Annotated in this window: 15 protein-coding genes; 4 read left to right on the top strand and 11 right to left on the bottom strand. The window is 71.6% G+C overall.

The window, feature by feature from the left end; all coding sequences use genetic code 11:
* Positions 1 to 144: 144 nt before the first annotated feature.
* Positions 145 to 819, top strand: a complete 675-nt coding sequence (locus tag AB0412_RS14320) for a lysophospholipid acyltransferase family protein (protein WP_366402855.1) — start codon at positions 145 to 147, stop codon at positions 817 to 819.
* 75 nt (positions 820 to 894) lie between these two features.
* Here AB0412_RS14320 and AB0412_RS14325 read toward each other — a convergent pair whose 3' ends face one another.
* The 11 genes from AB0412_RS14325 to AB0412_RS14375 form a co-directional block, all read right to left on the bottom strand.
* Positions 895 to 2124, bottom strand: coding sequence for a HAMP domain-containing sensor histidine kinase (locus AB0412_RS14325; protein ID WP_366402856.1), 1230 nt, complete (start codon positions 2122 to 2124; stop codon positions 895 to 897).
* Positions 2121 to 2789, bottom strand: a complete 669-nt coding sequence (locus AB0412_RS14330; protein WP_366402857.1) for a response regulator transcription factor — start codon at positions 2787 to 2789, stop codon at positions 2121 to 2123. The genes AB0412_RS14325 and AB0412_RS14330 overlap by 4 nt, the downstream gene beginning before the upstream one ends.
* 9 nt (positions 2790 to 2798) lie before the next feature.
* Positions 2799 to 3509, bottom strand: a complete 711-nt coding sequence (locus AB0412_RS14335) for a trypsin-like peptidase domain-containing protein (protein WP_366402858.1) — start codon at positions 3507 to 3509, stop codon at positions 2799 to 2801.
* A 365-nt stretch (positions 3510 to 3874) separates the two neighbouring features.
* Entirely contained in the window at positions 3875 to 4825 is a 951-nt protein-coding gene (locus AB0412_RS14340) for a VWA domain-containing protein (RefSeq protein ID WP_366402859.1), read from the bottom strand.
* 28 nt (positions 4826 to 4853) lie between these two features.
* A complete protein-coding gene (locus AB0412_RS14345) occupies positions 4854 to 5759 on the bottom strand; it encodes a DUF58 domain-containing protein (RefSeq protein WP_366402860.1) in 906 nt (301 codons plus the stop codon).
* Complete coding sequence (locus tag AB0412_RS14350) at positions 5756 to 6748, bottom strand: AAA family ATPase (protein WP_366402861.1); 993 nt, start codon at positions 6746 to 6748, stop codon at positions 5756 to 5758. The genes AB0412_RS14345 and AB0412_RS14350 overlap by 4 nt, the downstream gene beginning before the upstream one ends.
* Positions 6749 to 6902: 154 nt before the next feature.
* The gene (locus tag AB0412_RS14355; protein ID WP_366402862.1) at positions 6903 to 8435 is read right to left on the bottom strand and encodes an MFS transporter; all 1533 of its coding nucleotides are present in this window, start codon (positions 8433 to 8435) and stop codon (positions 6903 to 6905) included.
* Positions 8432 to 9001: a TetR/AcrR family transcriptional regulator gene (locus tag AB0412_RS14360; protein WP_366402863.1), complete on the bottom strand. Its 570-nt coding sequence runs from the start codon at positions 8999 to 9001 to the stop codon at positions 8432 to 8434. The genes AB0412_RS14355 and AB0412_RS14360 overlap by 4 nt, the downstream gene beginning before the upstream one ends.
* 89 nt (positions 9002 to 9090) lie before the next feature.
* Entirely contained in the window at positions 9091 to 10062 is a 972-nt protein-coding gene (locus AB0412_RS14365; RefSeq protein WP_366402864.1) for an aldo/keto reductase, read from the bottom strand.
* Positions 10063 to 10212: 150 nt separating this feature from the next.
* On the bottom strand, positions 10213 to 11643 hold the full coding sequence (gene argH / locus AB0412_RS14370) for an argininosuccinate lyase (RefSeq protein WP_366402865.1): 1431 nt from the start codon (positions 11641 to 11643) through the stop codon (positions 10213 to 10215).
* A 109-nt stretch (positions 11644 to 11752) separates the two neighbouring features.
* Positions 11753 to 12946: an argininosuccinate synthase gene (locus tag AB0412_RS14375; RefSeq protein ID WP_366402866.1), complete on the bottom strand. Its 1194-nt coding sequence runs from the start codon at positions 12944 to 12946 to the stop codon at positions 11753 to 11755.
* A gap of 138 nt (positions 12947 to 13084) precedes the next feature.
* Here AB0412_RS14375 and AB0412_RS14380 point away from each other — a divergent pair, with 138 nt between their 5' ends.
* The 3 genes from AB0412_RS14380 (at position 13085) to AB0412_RS14390 (ending at position 15853) form a co-directional block, all read left to right on the top strand.
* Entirely contained in the window at positions 13085 to 13672 is a 588-nt protein-coding gene (locus AB0412_RS14380; RefSeq protein WP_366402867.1) for a pyridoxamine 5'-phosphate oxidase family protein, read from the top strand.
* Between the two features lie 3 nt (positions 13673 to 13675).
* Positions 13676 to 14380, top strand: coding sequence for a L,D-transpeptidase family protein (locus AB0412_RS14385; RefSeq protein ID WP_366402868.1), 705 nt, complete (start codon positions 13676 to 13678; stop codon positions 14378 to 14380).
* A 90-nt stretch (positions 14381 to 14470) separates the two neighbouring features.
* Positions 14471 to 15853 carry a ferredoxin reductase family protein gene (locus AB0412_RS14390; protein WP_366402869.1) on the top strand — a complete coding sequence of 461 codons (1383 nt, stop codon included), beginning with the start codon at positions 14471 to 14473 and terminating at the stop codon, positions 15851 to 15853.
* The last annotated feature ends 78 nt before the right edge of the window (positions 15854 to 15931 follow it).

Consider the following 15931-nt stretch of genomic DNA (forward strand, 5'->3'; position numbering starts at 1 on the left):
AGGTGAACCCACGTCAATGGTGAGTAAGACCTCGGTGAACCCCGTGAGCCCGATGTGCGCAACCCCCGGGGCCGCGAGTAATGTCCTCACCTGCACAGACTCAATACGGCATCCATCGACGTCCGCTTCCCACCGGAGGGCCCGTTGTCCCGCTTCGCGCTCATCAAGGCAGTGCTCGGCCCGATCATGCGCCTGATGTTCCGCCCACAGGTGGAGGGTGCGGAGCACATCCCGGGTGACGGCCCGGTCATCCTGGCCGGCAACCATCTCACGTTCATCGACTCGATGATCCTTCCGCTGGTCTGCGACCGTCAGGTCTTCTTCATCGGCAAGGACGAGTACGTCACCGGAAAGGGCCTCAAGGGCCGGCTGATGGCCTGGTTCTTCACCGGCGTCGGCATGATCCCGGTAGACCGCGACGGCGGGCGCGGCGGTGTCGCGGCGCTGATGACCGGGCGCCGGGTGCTGGAGGAGGGCAAGGTCTTCGGCATCTACCCGGAGGGCACCCGCTCCCCCGACGGCCGGCTGTACCGGGGCCGTACCGGTATCGCGCGGCTCACCCTGATGACGGGTGCGCCGGTGGTGCCGTTCGCGATGATCGGCACGGACAAGCTGCAGCCGGGCGGGGCGGGACTGCCCCGGCCGGGGCGGGTGACGGTCCGCTTCGGTGAGGCGATGGAGTTCTCCCGCTACGACGGGATGGACCGGGACCGTTATGTGCTGCGTGCGGTCACCGACTCGGTGATGGCCGAGGTGATGCGGCTGTCCGGGCAGGAGTACGTGGACATGTACGCGAGCAAGGCGAAAGAGGCAGCATAGCTCCGCTGGGTTCGCCGTCGTCGAGTGCGGGTCGTGGTGGGCTGGTCGCGCAGTTCCCCGCGCCCCTGGGGTGTTTCACACAGGTCGCTCAGCAGGGGGGCCGGTGTGTGTGGTTTCCGTGCCCTGGGCCGGTAGCCACAGGACGAAGGTGGAGCCCTCGCCCACCTTCGAGAACAGGCGTACGTGGCCGCCGTGGGACTCCACGATCTGGCGGACGATGGCGAGGCCGAGGCCGGCGTGGCGGTCGCGTCCGGTGCCGGCAGGCGCCTGGCGGGTCCGCCAGAAGCGGTCGAAGACCCGGGCCTGGTCGTCGTCCAGGATCCCGGGTCCCTCGTCGCGCACGGCCGTCCACAGCCAGGGCCCGTCGCGGCCCGCGGCCACGGTGATCGGCGTACCGGCCGGGGCGAGGCGGACGGCGTTGGAGAGCAGGTTGCCGACCGCGCGCCGGATCGCGTCGTGGTCGCCGATGACCGTGAGGCCGGGAGTGAGCCGGCGGTGCAGGACGAGGGCGCGTTCGGCGGCGAGCGGGGCGAACTCCTCGCAGGCCTCGCCGGCCGCCGCCGCGAGGTCGACGTCGGTGTCGGCGAGCGCGGGGGCGCTGCGGCGGGCGGTGGCGAGCAGGTCCTCGACCAGGCGGGTCATGCGGGTGGTGGCCCGGTCGACGCTGCGCGCGGCGGCACGCCGCTCGGCCTCGTCGGACTCCTCGGCGGTGAGGACGGCGTCCAGGTTGGCCCGGATGATGGCGAGCGGGCTGCGCAGTTCGTGGGAGGCGTCGTCGATGAGCTGGCGCTGGGCGCGGAACGCCTCGTCGAGCCGGTCGAGCATGGAGTCGACGGTGTCGGCGAGGTCGCGCAGCTCGTCCTTGGGGCCGGTGAGCCGGATGCGCTGGGAGAGGTCGGTGGCCTGGATCTCGGCGGCGGTGCGGGAGATGGAGCGCACGGGGCGCAGGGCGCGGCCGGAGAGGATCCAGCCGATCGCGGGACTGGCGACGGCGAGGGCGCCGAGCACCACGAAGGAGAAGTTGCGCAGGTTGGCGAGCGTCTCGTAGTTGACGGCCGCCTCCACCTCCTGCACCTTCACCGCCTCGACCTGGCCGACGTACACGTCGTTGACGTACTTCGACGCGGTGAACTGCTTGGTGACGGGCTTGGCCTCGCCGCTGCGTTCGACGGCGAGGTAGGTGGCGCCGAGGACGAGGGCGGTGAGGACGAAGATGAGCGCGGAGTACAGGACGGTGAGGCGGAAGCGGATGGTGTGGGTGAAGGCGGGCAGGCGGAGGCCCTCCAGCGCGGCGGGCCGTTTCATGGCGTCTCCTTGAGGCGGTAGCCCTGCCGGATCACCGTCTCGATCAGGGGTTCCTCGTCGCCGGTGATCTTGCGGCGCAGGGAGCCGACCGTGACGCGCACGGTGTTGGTGAACGGGTCGGCGTGCTCGTCCCAGACGTGTTCGAGCAGTTCCTCGGCCGGTACGACCCGTCCGGGGCGGGTCATCAGGTAGTGCAGGACGCCGAACTCCTTCGGGGTGAGCCGGAGCCTGCGTTCCTTGCGGTACGCCTCGAAGCGGGCGGTGTCCAGGCGCAGCTCGCCGACCTCCACGACCGATGTGCCGCCGTCCTCGCGGCGCAGCAGGGCACGGATGCGGGCGAGGAGTTCGGGCAGGGCGAAGGGTTTGACCAGGTAGTCGTCGGCGCCCTCGTCGAGGCCGCGGACCCGGTCGGCGAGGCGGTCGCGGGCGGTCAGCATCAGGATGCGGGGGCCGCCGGGGGTGGCCCGGACGGCGTGGCAGACGGCGAAGCCGTCGCCGTCGGGCAGGTTGAGGTCGAGCAGGACCAGGTCGTACTCGTTGACGGCGAGCTTCTCGGTCGCCGTGTCGACGTCGGGGGCGACGTCGACGGCGTATCCCGCCCGTACGAGGCCGACCCTCAGGGCGACGACCAGGTCCTCCTCGTCCTCGACGACCAGCAGACGCATGACGTCCCCCTAACCACCGTCGATGATCGTGCGGGCGGCGGCCACGGCGTCGCCCACGGGGATCGCGAAGCCGATGCCGATGGAACCGCCCCTGTTCCTGTCCAACGTCGCGATGGCCGTATTGATGCCGATGACCCGGCCCTCGGCGTCGACGAGGGGTCCGCCGGAGTTGCCGGGGTTGATCGAGGCGTCGGTCTGCAGGGCGCGGCGCGGGCCACCGCTGCCGTTGTCGTCACCGAGCCGGACGGAACGGTCGAGGGCGCTGACGATTCCCGAGGTCACCGTGCCGCTCAGGCCCAGCGGGGAGCCGATGGCCAGCACAGTGTCGCCGACGGCCGGGCGGACGCCGGTGGCGAGGTCGACGGCGGTCAGTCCGCGCGCCGTCTCCGGCTCCAGTACGGCGACGTCGTGGTCGGGGTCGTCGCCGACGACCTCGGCGGAGAGCCGGCGCCCGTCCTGCAGCTCCACCGTGACGCGTGAACTTCCCTCCACGACATGGGCGTTGGTGAGGATGCGCCCGCGCGCGTCGAACACGAACCCGGAGCCCTGCCCGCCGTCCGTCTGCACGGACACGACGCTGGGCAGCACCCGCGCGGCGACGGCCTGGAGATCACCGGCGCTCCGGGCGGCGGCGGGCGGGGCGGGGTCGTCGTCCCCGAGCTGCCCGGCGGCGTATCCGGCGGTGCCGCCGGCGAGCACGGCGGCGACCAGCACGGCCATGAGGGAGCGGGCTGCCGGCCGTGGGGTGCGGGGCGGGTGCGGCGGGCGGGTGCTGGAGGAAGGCGAGCGGGTGCTCGGAGAGGGAGAGGCAGGTGGCAGGGGCGATTGTGTACCGGCCGCGGCGGGGTGCAGGCCGTGCGGTGGGCTTCCGGGCAGGAAGGACGGACCGCGGGGCTCACCGAGCCCGGCGCGGTGCGGGCCCGGCGCGTCGGCGCCGTGCGCTCGGGTGTCCGGCTCCCGAGGTGCGGGCTCCGGTGGCGGGGCGGAGACCGGGCGGGCCGGTGGGCGGGGCGGCGCGGACGGCCCCGGCGGGGGCGGCGGGCCGGGGTGGCGTGGATCCGGCATGGCGGGCGTACCTCCTCGTCTCAGGGGATGCGCGAGAACCACAACAGCGATGTCGCCGCCGCCAGCAGGGCCGTCAGCAGGCCGGCCGCCACGAACCACTGCCAGATCTCGCGTTCCTCGGTGCGGTGGCCGACGGAGCTGCCGATGTCCTCGTAGACGTCCTCGAGCTCCTCTCCCGTCGCGGCCTCGTGGTAGTCGCCGCCGGTGCGGGAGGCCAGGTTCTCCAGGGCCGGGCCGTCGGCCGGGACCTGGAGGACGCGGCCGTCGGGGAGCTCCAGTACGCCGTCCTCGGTGCCGTAGGCGATCGTCGAGACCGGGATCCGGTCGGCCGCCGCCTCCTCCGCGGCCGACTCCACCGAGCGGCCCACGGTGTTGGAGCCGTCGGACAGCAGCACGATGTGCGCGGGCGGCGGCTCCGTCTCGGCCTCCTTGTCGAGCGCGCGGATGGCGTCCCGCGCCGCGACGACCGCCTCGCCGATCGCCGTGCCCTGGCCGGGGACGAGCTGCCCGACGGCCGTACGCAGCGCCGTCCGGTCGGTGGTCGGCGGTACCGCCACCGTGGCGGAGCCGCTGAAGGTGACCAGACCGGTGTTGAAGCGTTCGGGCAGCCGGTCGATGAAGGTGAGCGCGGCGCGCTGGGCCGCGATGAAGCGGGTCGGTTCGACGTCGGTGGCCTCCATCGACCCGGAGGTGTCGAAGGCGACGACGATGGTGGCCCGTTCCCGTGGCACCTGCACCTCCGCGGTCGGCCGGGCGAACCCGACGACCAGCAGGGCGAGCATCGCGCAGAAGGCGCCCGCCGGGACGTGCCGACGCCAGCCGGGGCGACGGGGCGCCACCTTGTCGAGCAGCTCCAGGTTGGTGAAGCGGACGGCGTAGCGGGCGCGCCGTCGCTGCACCAGCAGATACGCGGCGATCAGAGCGGCGAGCGGCGCCAGGAGCAGCAGCCAGCCGGGCGAGCGCAGGCCCATGATCCCTCCCTTCCGCCGGTCGTACGGTTCACACGGCACCGCCTCCCCGGCGCCGCTGCGTCTCGACGTACCGGACGACGTCGCGCACCCAGTCCCGGTCCGTGCGCAGCCGCAGATGGGAGGCGCCGGAGCGGCGGATGGACTGCTGGATGAGTGCTCGCTGTTCCAGCGCGGCGCTCGCATAGCGCTCGCGCAGACGGCGGGCGTGCGTGGGTACCTCGCGGCGGCGTCCGGTCTCGGGGTCGACCACCGTGAGGATTCCGACGTCGGGCAGCTCCAGCTCGCGTGGGTCGACGGTCTCCACGGCGAGGACCTGGTGGCGGCGGGCGACGGTGCGCAGCGGCTGCTCCCAGCCGGTCTCCAGGAAGTCGGAGATGACGGCGACCATGCCGCGGGCCGGCAGGGCACGGAGTGTGGACAGGGCCTCGGCCAGATGGCGGGTCGGCGGCCCCGGTTCCACCCGTGGCCGCTCGAGCGCCGCGCGCAGGACCGCGAGCAGGTGCCGGCGGCCGGAGCGCGGCGGGATGCGGCGGATGCCGTCCGGCCCGGTGAGCTGGGCCGCGAGCCGGTTTCCGGCCCGCTCGGTGAGGAAGGCGACGGCCGCCGCCGCGCCCACCGCGAGGTCCCGCTTCTCCATCCGCGCGGTGCCGAAGTCCATGCTGGCGGAGGCGTCGAGGACGATCCAGGTGGTGAGTTCGCGGTCGGCGAGGGTGAGGCGGACATGCGGGACGGTGGTACGCGCGGTCGCGTTCCAGTCCATCCGGCGCACGTCGTCACCGATGACGTACGGCCGGGTCTCCGCGACCTCGTCGCCGGGTCCGGGCACCAGTGCGGGATGGTCGCCCTGGAGCAGTCCGTCGGGGTGCCGGGTGAACAGCAGCTCCAGGTGCCGGAGCGCCTGTTCGGGGGTGAGTTCGCCGAGCGTGGGGGTCATGCCGCGGCCTCCTGTGCGGCCTGGCGGGGGCTGACCCGGGGCTGCGCCACGGCGGCCAGCACCTCGTCGACGATCTCCGCGCCGCTCACCCCGTCGGCGAGCGCGTCGAAGGAGAGGACCAGGCGGTGGGCGATCACCTCGTGGGCCAGGTCGCCCACGTCCTCGGGGAGGACGTACCCGCGTCCGCGCAGCAGCGCGAGGGCGCGGGCGGCGGCGACCAGGCCGAGCGTGGCGCGGGGGCCGGCTCCGTGCGCCAGGCGGCTGCCGGGCCCGGCGCGTTCCCGGGTGGCGTACACCAGCCGTACGGCGTACTCGGCGACGGCGTGGTGCACGAAGACCTCGTCGGCGGTGCGCTGGAGAGCGACGACCTGTTCGGGGGTGAGGACCCGGCGGGGGCGCGGTGGGTCGACGCTCATCCGGTAGAGGATGGCCAGTTCCTCGGACTCGCTGGGGGCGCTGATCTCGACCTTGAGCAGGAAGCGGTCGCGCTGGGCCTCGGGGAGGTGGTAGACGCCCTCGGACTCGATGGGGTTCTGGGTGGCGAGGACGAGGAACGGTTCGGGGACGGGGAGGGTGGTGCCGCCGATGGAGACCTGATGCTCGCCCATCACCTCCAGCAGCGCCGACTGCACCTTGGCGGGGGCGCGGTTGATCTCGTCGGCGAGGACGATGTTGGCGATCACCGGGCCGGGTTCGATGTCGAAGGTCTCCTGCGAGGGCCGGTAGATGCGGGTGCCGGTGATGTCGGAGGGGACGAGGTCGGGGGTGAACTGGAGCCGGGCGAACCGTCCGCCGAGGACGTGTGCGAGGGTCTTCGCCGCGAGGGTCTTGGCCACACCGGGGACGCCTTCCAGGAGGCAGTGGCCGCGGGCCAGGACCGCGGTGAACATCCGTTCCACCATGCGGTCCTGGCCGACGATGATGCGTTTGACCTCGAAGAGGGCTTCTTCGAGGTGCTCGTCGTCGGTGTCGGTCGGACGGGGTGTCATGGTCGGTGGCTCCTTCGGTCGTCGGGACGACGTCGGGTGTGGAGCCAAGACCATCAGGCGGGGGCGAAAAGGGGCTTAAAGCGCGGGGGTGGGGGCGGCAGGGGTGCACGACGTGGGAGTCGTGTGGTTGCTCGCGCCCTCGCGGCGGAGCCCCCTAATCGACAGAAGCGGCGTTGTCGAGCCGTTGGTGTCGCAGGAGCACCCACGATGCGACCGCCGCCATGAGCAGGACGACCGCGCCCACGCCCGCTGCCAGGGTCAGGCCGCTCACGAAGGACTCGCGGGCCGCGTCGAGCATCGGCTCCGCGGTGTGCGCGGGCATCCTCGTCGCCGCTTCCACCGCGCCGCCCAGTGACTCGTGGGCCTCTGCCGGGGTGCCCGCCGGGCCGGTGAAGTCGCGGTAGACGCCGGTCACGATGGAGCCGAGGACGGCGATACCGAGGGCCGCGCCCAACTCGTAGGCGGTCTCGGAGACCGCGGACGCGGCGCCGGCCTGTTCCTTGGGCACGCTGGAGAGGATCACGTCGGCGGTGACCGTGAAGGAGAAGCCGGCGCCGATGCCGACGACCAGCAGGGCCGCCCCGAGCAGGGGGTAGCCGGTGGACTGGCCGATCACCGTGAGCGCGGCCAGTGCCAGGCCGACCGCGGCGAGTCCGCCGGAGACGACCGAGCGCACGGAGAAGCGGCGGGCGGCCCTGCCCGCGACCAGGCCGGCGGCCACCGCGCCGATCGCGGCGGGCAGTTCGGCCAGGCCCGCCTCGAAGGGGCGCCTGCCCTGGACGAGTTGCAGGTACTGGGAGAGGAAGAACACCAGGCCGGACAGGCCGAGGATGGTCAGCAGGTCCGCCAGGACGGCTCCGCTGAAGCCGCGGTGGCGGAACAGCCGCATGTCCAGCAGGGGTGCGGGGAGCGTGAGCTGACGGCGTACGAAGCCGTACAGGGCGCCCGCGCCGAGCAGTGCGGCGGCCAGTGTGGCCCAGGCGAAGCCGTGGGTGGCGGCCTCCTTCACCGCGTACACGATCGCGACCATGCCGACCAGCGACAGCACGACGCTGAGCAGGTCCCAGGGGCCGGGGCTGGGGTTCTTGGACTCGGGGAGCATCTTGATGCCGACGAGGACCAGGACGGCCATGACCGGCAGGTTGATCAGGAAGACGGAGCCCCACCAGAAGTGCTCCAGCAGGAAGCCGCCCATGATCGGCCCGATGGCGGTGCCCGCGGAGGCGGTGGCGCCCCAGATGCCGACGGCGAGGCTGCGCTCGCGCGGGTCGTGGAAGAGGTTGCGGATCAGGGCGAGCGTGGCGGGCATCAGGGTCGCGCCGGCGACACCGAGCAGGGCACGCGCGAAGATCATCAGCTCGGGGGTGGTGGCGTAGGCGTTCAGCACGGAGATCGCACCGAAGGCGGTGGCGCCGTAGAGCAGGATCCGCTTGCGGCCGATGCGGTCGCCGAGGCTGCCCATGGAGACCAGCAGACCGGCGATCACGAACGAGTAGACGTCGCCGATCCACAGCAGCTGGGTGCCGGTGGGCTTGAGGTCCTCACTGATGTACGGGGTCGCGAGGCCGAGGACGGTGGCGTCGACGGCCACCAGCAGCACGGCGAGCACGAGCACGCCGAGCGCGAGCCACCGTCCGGGCCGCTTCACCGCCTCGGTGCCGTCCGCCGGCTGCAGGGTGCTGGTCATGATTCCTTCCTCTGTGATGCGTCGTTCTGGCGTCGGGTGCCGCCGAGCAGCAGCTCCACGACCATGTGGGTGAAGTCCTTGGGGGCCACGCGGCCCTCGGCCACCGCCCAGGCGGCGGAGGCGAGCAGTCCGTAGAGCGCCTCGGTGAGCCAGGCCGGGGTGAGGTCGATACGGAACTCGCCGCTCTCCTGTCCGCGCCGGAACAGGGCGGCGATGCGTTCGTCGATCCTGGCCCAGCCCGCGTTCTGTTCCTCGCCCTCGAACAGCTGGTTCTCGGTGTAGAGGAAGGCGAGCAGTCCGGCCTGCGGTTCGATCTCGGCCACGAGCCGCCGTACGGCGTCGGCGGCGGGGCCCTCCTCCGGGCGCGCCGCGTCCAGGACGGCCTCGCACTCGGCGATGCCCAGCGCCTCCAGCGCTCGTACGAGGGCGTCGCGCCCGGCGAAGTGCCGGTGCAGGGTGGCGCGGCTGATTCCGGCGGCCTTGGCGACCTCGTCCATGGTCGCGGTTGATTTGCGGGTCAGCAGGGCCGCGGCGGCGCGCAGCACGTGGTCACGATCGACAGCCATGAGACAACTATAGCCCGTGTGAGACATTACTGTCTCACACGGGGCGTAGAAGTCTCAGAGCTGTGGATATTGCGCAGGTCTGTCGCGGCTCAGTGCCAGGGCAGCTGTCCCCGGCGCTCCCAGTAGGTGCGCGGGTCCTCGGCCAGGGCCTCGAGGCGGGACAACTGGTCGTCGGTGAGATCGACGGCCGGGGCGTGCAGATTGGAGGTGAGCTGGAGGACGGTCGCCGCTCCGGAGAGGACGACTCCGGCCCAGGGCCGGCGGAGGATCAGAGCGAGGGCGACCGCGTCGCACCCGAGGCCGGTCTCCGCGGCGATGTCACGCAGAGGCTGCGGGGCGTGGGGCTCGGCCAGGCGGCCGTTGGCCATGCCCTCCTTGACGATCACCGTGAGACCCGCTTCGTGCGCCTCGGCGAGGGCGGGGCCCGCGGAGGTCTCCAGGGCGTTGTAGGTGGACTGGACGGTCCGGAAGAGGGGTTCGCCGTCGACCGTGACGGCGAGAGCGGCGCGGACGGCGTCGGCCTGGGCCGGCCCGCTGGTCGAGAAGCCGACGGTGAGGCCGCCCGCGGCCGCCTCCGCGAGCCGGGCGTGCAGGTCCTTGTCGGTGAGGGCGGGGCTGTCCGGGGTCACCGAGTGGATCTGGTAGAGGTCGAGCCGGTCGCCGAGCAGGGCGTCGGTCTCGGCGCGCTGACGCTCGTAGGCGGCGAGGGAGTGGTCCTTGATCTCGTGCTTCTCGGCGTCGGTGGTCCAGTCGGCGGTGTAGGTGTAACCCCATTTGCTGCCGATGACCACGTCGTCGATGCCGGGGTTGCTGTGGAGCCAGTCCGCGAGGAACTCCTCGGAGCGGCCGTAGGAGCGGGCCGCGTCGAAGTAGCGGACGCCCTGCGCGTAGGCGGCGTCGAGGAGGTCGTGGGTGCGGGCGCGCAGCGTCTCGACGCTGCGGTTCTCTCCGAGGTCCTCGTCCCGGTTGAGGTTGATGTAGCCGGGGCGGCCGACTGCGGCGAGGCCGAGGCCGATGTGGCAGGTGGGGGTGGTTGCGGTGGCCAGGCGGGCGAAGGGCATCGCGGCTCCGTTCGGTCGGCTCCCTTACGGGTGTCGACCAACGTAACCCGCGATGACCTTCGCGTCAGAGCTCGGGTGGTGCGGTGCGTTGCGCGACCGCGGCTGCGCCGTGGCGTGTCGCGCAGTTCCCGCACCCCTCGGCGGCGTCCCCTACCGCTTCTTGGCGGTCGCCCACTCGTGCTGGGCCGCGACGTCCGCCTTCACCTCGGCCAGCTGGACCGCGACCGCGCTCGGCGCCGTGCCGCCCCTGCCGTTGCGGGAGGCGAGGGCGCCGGGGACGTTGAGGACCGAGCGGACCTCGGGGGTGAGGTGGGCGGAGATCTTCGCGAACTGGTCGTCCGTCAGCTCGTCCAGTTCCTTGCCCTCGGCCTCGGCGACCTTGACGCACTCGCCGGCGACCTCGTGCGCCACGCGGAACGGGACGCCCTGCTTGACCAGCCACTCGGCGATGTCGGTGGCGAGGGAGAAGCCGGCCGGGGCCAGTTCCTCCATGCGCTCGCGGTGCACGGTGAGGGTGGCCATCATGCCGGTGAAGGCGGGGAGCAGGATCTCCAGCTGGTCGATGGAGTCGAAGACCGGCTCCTTGTCCTCCTGCAGATCGCGGTTGTACGCGAGCGGGAGTGCCTTGAGCGTGGCCATCAGGCCCGTGAGGTTGCCGATCAGACGACCGGACTTGCCCCGGGCCAGCTCCGCGATGTCCGGGTTCTTCTTCTGCGGCATGATCGACGAGCCGGTGGAGAAGGCGTCGTGCAGGGTCACGAAGGAGAACTCCTTCGTGTTCCAGATGATGATCTCCTCGGCGATCCGGGAGACGTTCACCCCGATCATCGCGGTGATGAAGGCGAACTCGGCGACGAAGTCACGGGAGGCCGTGCCGTCGATGGAGTTGGCCGCGCTGCCGTGCTCGAAGCCGAGGTCCTCGGCGACCGCCTCCGGGTCCAGGCCGAGGGAGGAGCCCGCGAGGGCGCCGGAGCCGTACGGCGAGACCGCCGTACGCTCGTCCCACTGGCGCAGCCGTTCGGCGTCCCGGGACAGGGACTGGACGTGGGCGAGCACGTGGTGGGCGAAGAGCACCGGCTGGGCGTGCTGGAGGTGGGTGCGGCCGGGCATGGCCACGTCCGGGTGGGCCTCGGCGAGACCGATCAGCGCGTCCTGGAGGTCGGCGATCAGACCGCCGATGATCCGGGCGTGGTCCCGCAGGTACATCCGGAAGAGCGTGGCCACCTGGTCGTTGCGGGAGCGGCCGGCGCGGAGCTTGCCGCCGAGGTCGGGGCCGAGTCGCTCCAGCAGGCCGCGCTCCAGGGCGGTGTGGACGTCCTCGTCGGCGATGGTCCCGGTGAAGGAGCCGGAGGCCACGTCCGCCTCCAGCTGGTCGAGGCCCTGGATCATGCGGGTGAGCTCGTCCTCGCTGAGCAGCCCGGCCTTGTGCAGCACGCGCGCGTGCGCACGGGAGCCGGCGATGTCGTACGGTGCGAGCCGCCAGTCGAAGTGGACCGACGCGGACAGCTTGGCCAGGGCCTCGGCGGGCCCGTCGGCGAACCGCCCGCCCCAGAGCCGTACGTCACCGCTGTTGCTGCTCACTACCTGCGCTCCTCAAGAATGGTGATGAAAGCGCCCCGAAAGGGGCGCGGGGAACTGCGCGACCAGCCACAACGGACCCGCAGCTCCCCTGCCAGAGCAACCGGCCCGGTCAGGCCAGATCCCGCTTCGCCGCAATCTTCGCCGACAGGCTGTAGATGTCGATGAACCCCTTCGCCGCGGACTGGTCGAACGTGTCGCCCGTGTCGTACGTCGCGAGGTTGAAGTCGTACAGCGACTGCTCCGAGCGCCGCCCGGTCACCACCGCACGCCCGCCGTGCAGCGTCATCCGGATGTCACCGGTGACGTGCTGGTTCGCCTCGTTGACGAACCCGTCCAGCGCCCGCTTCAGCGGCGAGAACCACAGGCCGTCGTAGACCAGTTCGCTCCACCGCTGCTCCACGCCCCGCTTGTAGCGGGCGAGTTCACGCTCGACGGTGACGTTCTCCAGCTCCTGGTGGGCGGTGATCAGGGCGATCGCGCCGGGGGCCTCGTAGACCTCGCGGGACTTGATGCCGACGAGGCGGTCCTCGACCATGTCGATCCGGCCGATGCCCTGGGCGCCGGCCCGCTCGTTGAGCTGCTGGATGGCCTGGAGCACGGTGACGGGCTTGCCGTCGATCGCGACCGGGACGCCCTCCTTGAAGGAGATGATCACCTCGTCCGGCTCGCGCTCGACGGCCGGGTTCTGGGTGTACTCGTAGATGTCCTCGATCGGCGCGTTCCAGATGTCCTCGAGGAAGCCGGTCTCGATGGCCCGGCCGAAGACGTTCTGGTCGATGGAGTACGGGGACTTCTTGGTGGTCGCGATCGGCAGGCCCTTGTCCTCGCAGAAGGCGATGGCCTTGTCGCGGGTCATGGCGTAGTCGCGGACCGGGGCGATGCACTTGAGGTCGGGGGCGAGGGCGACGATGCCGGCCTCGAAGCGGACCTGGTCGTTGCCCTTGCCGGTGCAGCCGTGGGCGACGGTGGTGGCCCCGTGCTTCTGGGCGGCGGCGACGAGGTGCTTGACGATCGTCGGCCGGGAGAGCGCGGAGACCAGGGGGTAGCGGTCCATGTAGAGGGCGTTGGCCTTGATCGCCGGGAGGCAGTACTCCTCGGCGAACTCGTCCTTGGCGTCCGCGACCTCGGCCTCGACGGCACCGCAGGCGAGCGCGCGCTTGCGGATGACGTCCAGGTCCTCGCCGCCCTGGCCGACGTCGACCGCAACGGCGATGACCTCGGCGCCCGTCTCCTCGGCGATCCAGCCGATGGCGACGGAGGTGTCCAGACCGCCTGAGTAGGCGAGTACGACGCGCTCGGTCACGGGTTTCTCCTCACAGTGCATTCGCTGACATGCATGAGTATGCAGGAGTCCGCATGATTCGTCAATCCACCTCCTTCCCCCCGATGCGTACGTGAATTAATTAGACAGACGAAAGGTTCGACACCATAATCGTTAGGCATGGGAAAGACTTATGAGCGCATCGAAGGCCGCCTGAGGACCTTCATCGAGGAGCAGCCGGTCTTCTTCACCGCCACCGCTCCCCTGTCCGCCGACGGCACGGTCAACCTCTCGCCCAAGGGCCTCAAGGGCTCCCTCGCCGTCCTCGACGACCGCACGGTCGCCTACCTCGACTTCGCGGGCTCCAACGCCGAGACCGTCGCCCATCTGCGGGAGAACGGCCGCATCACCCTGATGTGGTGCGCCTTCCAGGGACCGCCGAACATCGTGCGCGTGCACGGACGCGGTGAGCCCGTCTTCCGGGACGATCCGCGGTTCCCGGAGCTGCTCGCCCGGTTCCCCGACATCGATCCAACCCCCCACGGCCTGCGCGCCGTCATCGTCGTGACGGCCGAACTGGTCCGGGACACCTGCGGGTACGCCGTTCCCTTCATGGCGTACGAGACGGACCGGGATCTGCACGGCAAGCGGTTCGCGCGGGAGGACGACGACTCGCTCAACGCGTACTTCACCAAGAAGGAGCACGTCGCGACCAGCCTGGACGGACTACCCGGGCTGCCGTTGCCGCTGCCCCCGTCTACGGTCTGAGCCATGCGCCCAGGTGTCCGCCTCCCCGCCGTCGCCCTCGCCTCGCTGTCGCTGCTCGTCCTCGGTGCCGGGCGACCGTCCTCGCCGCTGCCCGAGCGCATGGCGGACACCGGGGGCGGCCGGCAGCTGATCACCGCGGTGGCGCCGGGAACCGGCTCGACGAGCGGCACGGTCACCTGGTGGGACCGCAAGGACGGCCGCTGGGTCGCCGCCGGCACCGCGCCGGCCCGCTTCGGGGCCAGAGGGCTCGTGGAGGGAACGGCGCGCCGTCAGGGCACGGACACCACCCCGACCGGGCTGTACGGACTGCCGTACGCCTTCGGCATCGAGGCGGCACCCCGCGGGACGGCGTACGAGTACCGTCCCGTGCGGGCCGGCTCCTGGTGGTGCCAGGACACCGGCTCGCGCTCCTACAACCGGTGGACCGAACCCCGGGCGGCCGACTGCCGGGCCGCCGAGGCCGAGCATCTGATCACCTACCGCACGCAGTACGCCCACGCCCTGGTCGTCGACTTCAACTACCACCGTCCGGTGCGCGGCCGGGGCGCCGGCATCTTCCTGCACGTCAACGGGCGGGGCGCGACGGCGGGATGCGTGTCCGTGCCGAAGGAGGCGATGCGCAGCATCCTGCGCTGGGCCGACCCGGAGCGCACACCGCACCTCGCGATCGGCACGACGAGCGGTCGTACCGCGATCACCCGGTACTGAGCCCGAGCGAGGCCGCCTCACACGCGTCTGAACACTCCCGCGTCACGGCACGTATCTGTGGGCCAAGGGTCAAGTCCCCACGGAGGAACCGTGACCACCACGCTCGCCGGCGGCCGTGCCGCCCGCCGCCAGACGATGCGCCGCATCCGCCCGCGCCGCTCCCCCGCCGTGCCCCTGCTGCTCGCCGTGGGGGCGGGCGCGGTGGCCGTGCTGTGGTTGTGGTGGACCAACACCCCGTCCATCGCGGACACCACCGGGAAAATCGTCGCCGCGGGCCGGATCACCGGTCTGCTGGCCGGCTATCTGATGGCCCTGGTGGTGCTGCAGATGGCACGCGTGCCCGCGCTGGAACGCCGGGTGGGTTCGGACCGGGTCGCGCGCTGGCACGCGATGAGCGGCCGCTACACCGTCTGCCTGGTCGTCGCCCATGTCTTCCTGATCATGTGGGGCTACGCCCTGCAGGCGGGCAAGTCCCTCGGCGACATCGTCCAGCAGACCGTCACCTCCATCAACACGCTGCCCGACATGGGCAAGGCCGCGATCGGCACCGGCCTGCTGTTCGTGATCGCCTTCATCTCGATCGGCCCGATCCGCCGCAGGCTGCCCTATGACGGCTGGTACCACGTGCACCTGCTGACCTACGCGGCGGTGTACCTGACGTTCTGGCACCAGATCACCACCGGCAACGAGTTCGCCGTCGAGCCCTCCGCGAAGACCTTCTGGTACGGCCTCTACGGCACGGTGACCGCGCTGGTCCTGTGGTACCGGATCATCACCCCGATCCGGCTGAACCTGCGGCACCGGATGCGGGTCGAGGCGGTCATCGAGGAGACGCCGGGCATCGTGTCGGTGCTGATCCGCGGGCGCAAGCTGCACCGGATCGGCGCGGAGGCCGGGCAGTTCTTCCGCTGGCGGTTCCTCGCGCCGGGCATGCGCTTCAGCTCCCACCCGTACTCGCTGTCGGCGGCGCCCCGCCCCGATCTGCTGCGCATCACCGTGAAGGCGATCGGCGACCACAGCTCCCGGCTGCGCGAGCTGGAGCCCGGCACCCGGGTGTGGGCCGAAGGCCCCTACGGCGCGCTGACCGCCCAGCGTCGCAGCCGCGGCAAGGTGCTGCTGGTCGCGGGCGGGGTCGGCATCACCCCGATGCGGGCCCTGTTCGAGACCCTGCCCGGCGCCTCCGGTGACATCACTCTGCTGTACCGGGCCAACAGCACCCAGGACCTGGCCCTGTGGGGCGAACTGGCCAAGATCGCCGACGAGCGCGGTGCCCGGCTGATGTACGCGGTGAACAGCCCCGACGGGGAGCGCCCCGACATCTCCGCGGAGAGCCTGCAACGCAAGATCCCGGACATCGACCGCCACGACGTCTTCATGTGCGGTCCGCCCGGCTTCGCCCAGCAGGTGTACGAGGCACTGCGCGGCGCGGGGGTCCCCGCGCGCCGGATCCATCACGAGTCGTTCGAGATGTGAGCGACGGTCCGCCGAGGCCTCGGCGCCCCCGCGCCCTGCGCGCCCTCCCAACCATCAAGACCCATCAGGAGCTTGAGA

It is taken from the genome of Streptomyces sp. NPDC052012 (assembly GCF_040689265.1).
Taxonomy (GTDB): domain Bacteria; phylum Actinomycetota; class Actinomycetes; order Streptomycetales; family Streptomycetaceae; genus Streptomyces.

Bases quoted from the DNA above. Each gene is read 5' to 3' on its own strand.
- AB0412_RS14355 (WP_366402862.1), bottom strand. From the start codon at position 8,435: ATGACCAGCACCCTGCAGCCGGCGGACGGCACCGAGGCGGTGAAGCGG.
- AB0412_RS14335 (WP_366402858.1), bottom strand. From the start codon at position 3,509: ATGGCCGTGCTGGTCGCCGCCGTGCTCGCCGGCGGCACCGCCGGATAC.
- AB0412_RS14385 (WP_366402868.1), top strand. From the start codon at position 13,676: ATGCGCCCAGGTGTCCGCCTCCCCGCCGTCGCCCTCGCCTCGCTGTCG.
- AB0412_RS14360 (WP_366402863.1), bottom strand. From the start codon at position 9,001: ATGGCTGTCGATCGTGACCACGTGCTGCGCGCCGCCGCGGCCCTGCTG.
- AB0412_RS14340 (WP_366402859.1), bottom strand. From the start codon at position 4,825: ATGGGCCTGCGCTCGCCCGGCTGGCTGCTGCTCCTGGCGCCGCTCGCC.
- AB0412_RS14380 (WP_366402867.1), top strand. From the start codon at position 13,085: ATGGGAAAGACTTATGAGCGCATCGAAGGCCGCCTGAGGACCTTCATC.
- AB0412_RS14345 (WP_366402860.1), bottom strand. From the start codon at position 5,759: ATGACCCCCACGCTCGGCGAACTCACCCCCGAACAGGCGCTCCGGCAC.
- AB0412_RS14325 (WP_366402856.1), bottom strand. From the start codon at position 2,124: ATGAAACGGCCCGCCGCGCTGGAGGGCCTCCGCCTGCCCGCCTTCACC.
- AB0412_RS14365 (WP_366402864.1), bottom strand. From the start codon at position 10,062: ATGCCCTTCGCCCGCCTGGCCACCGCAACCACCCCCACCTGCCACATC.
- AB0412_RS14330 (WP_366402857.1), bottom strand. From the start codon at position 2,789: ATGCGTCTGCTGGTCGTCGAGGACGAGGAGGACCTGGTCGTCGCCCTG.
- AB0412_RS14350 (WP_366402861.1), bottom strand. From the start codon at position 6,748: ATGACACCCCGTCCGACCGACACCGACGACGAGCACCTCGAAGAAGCC.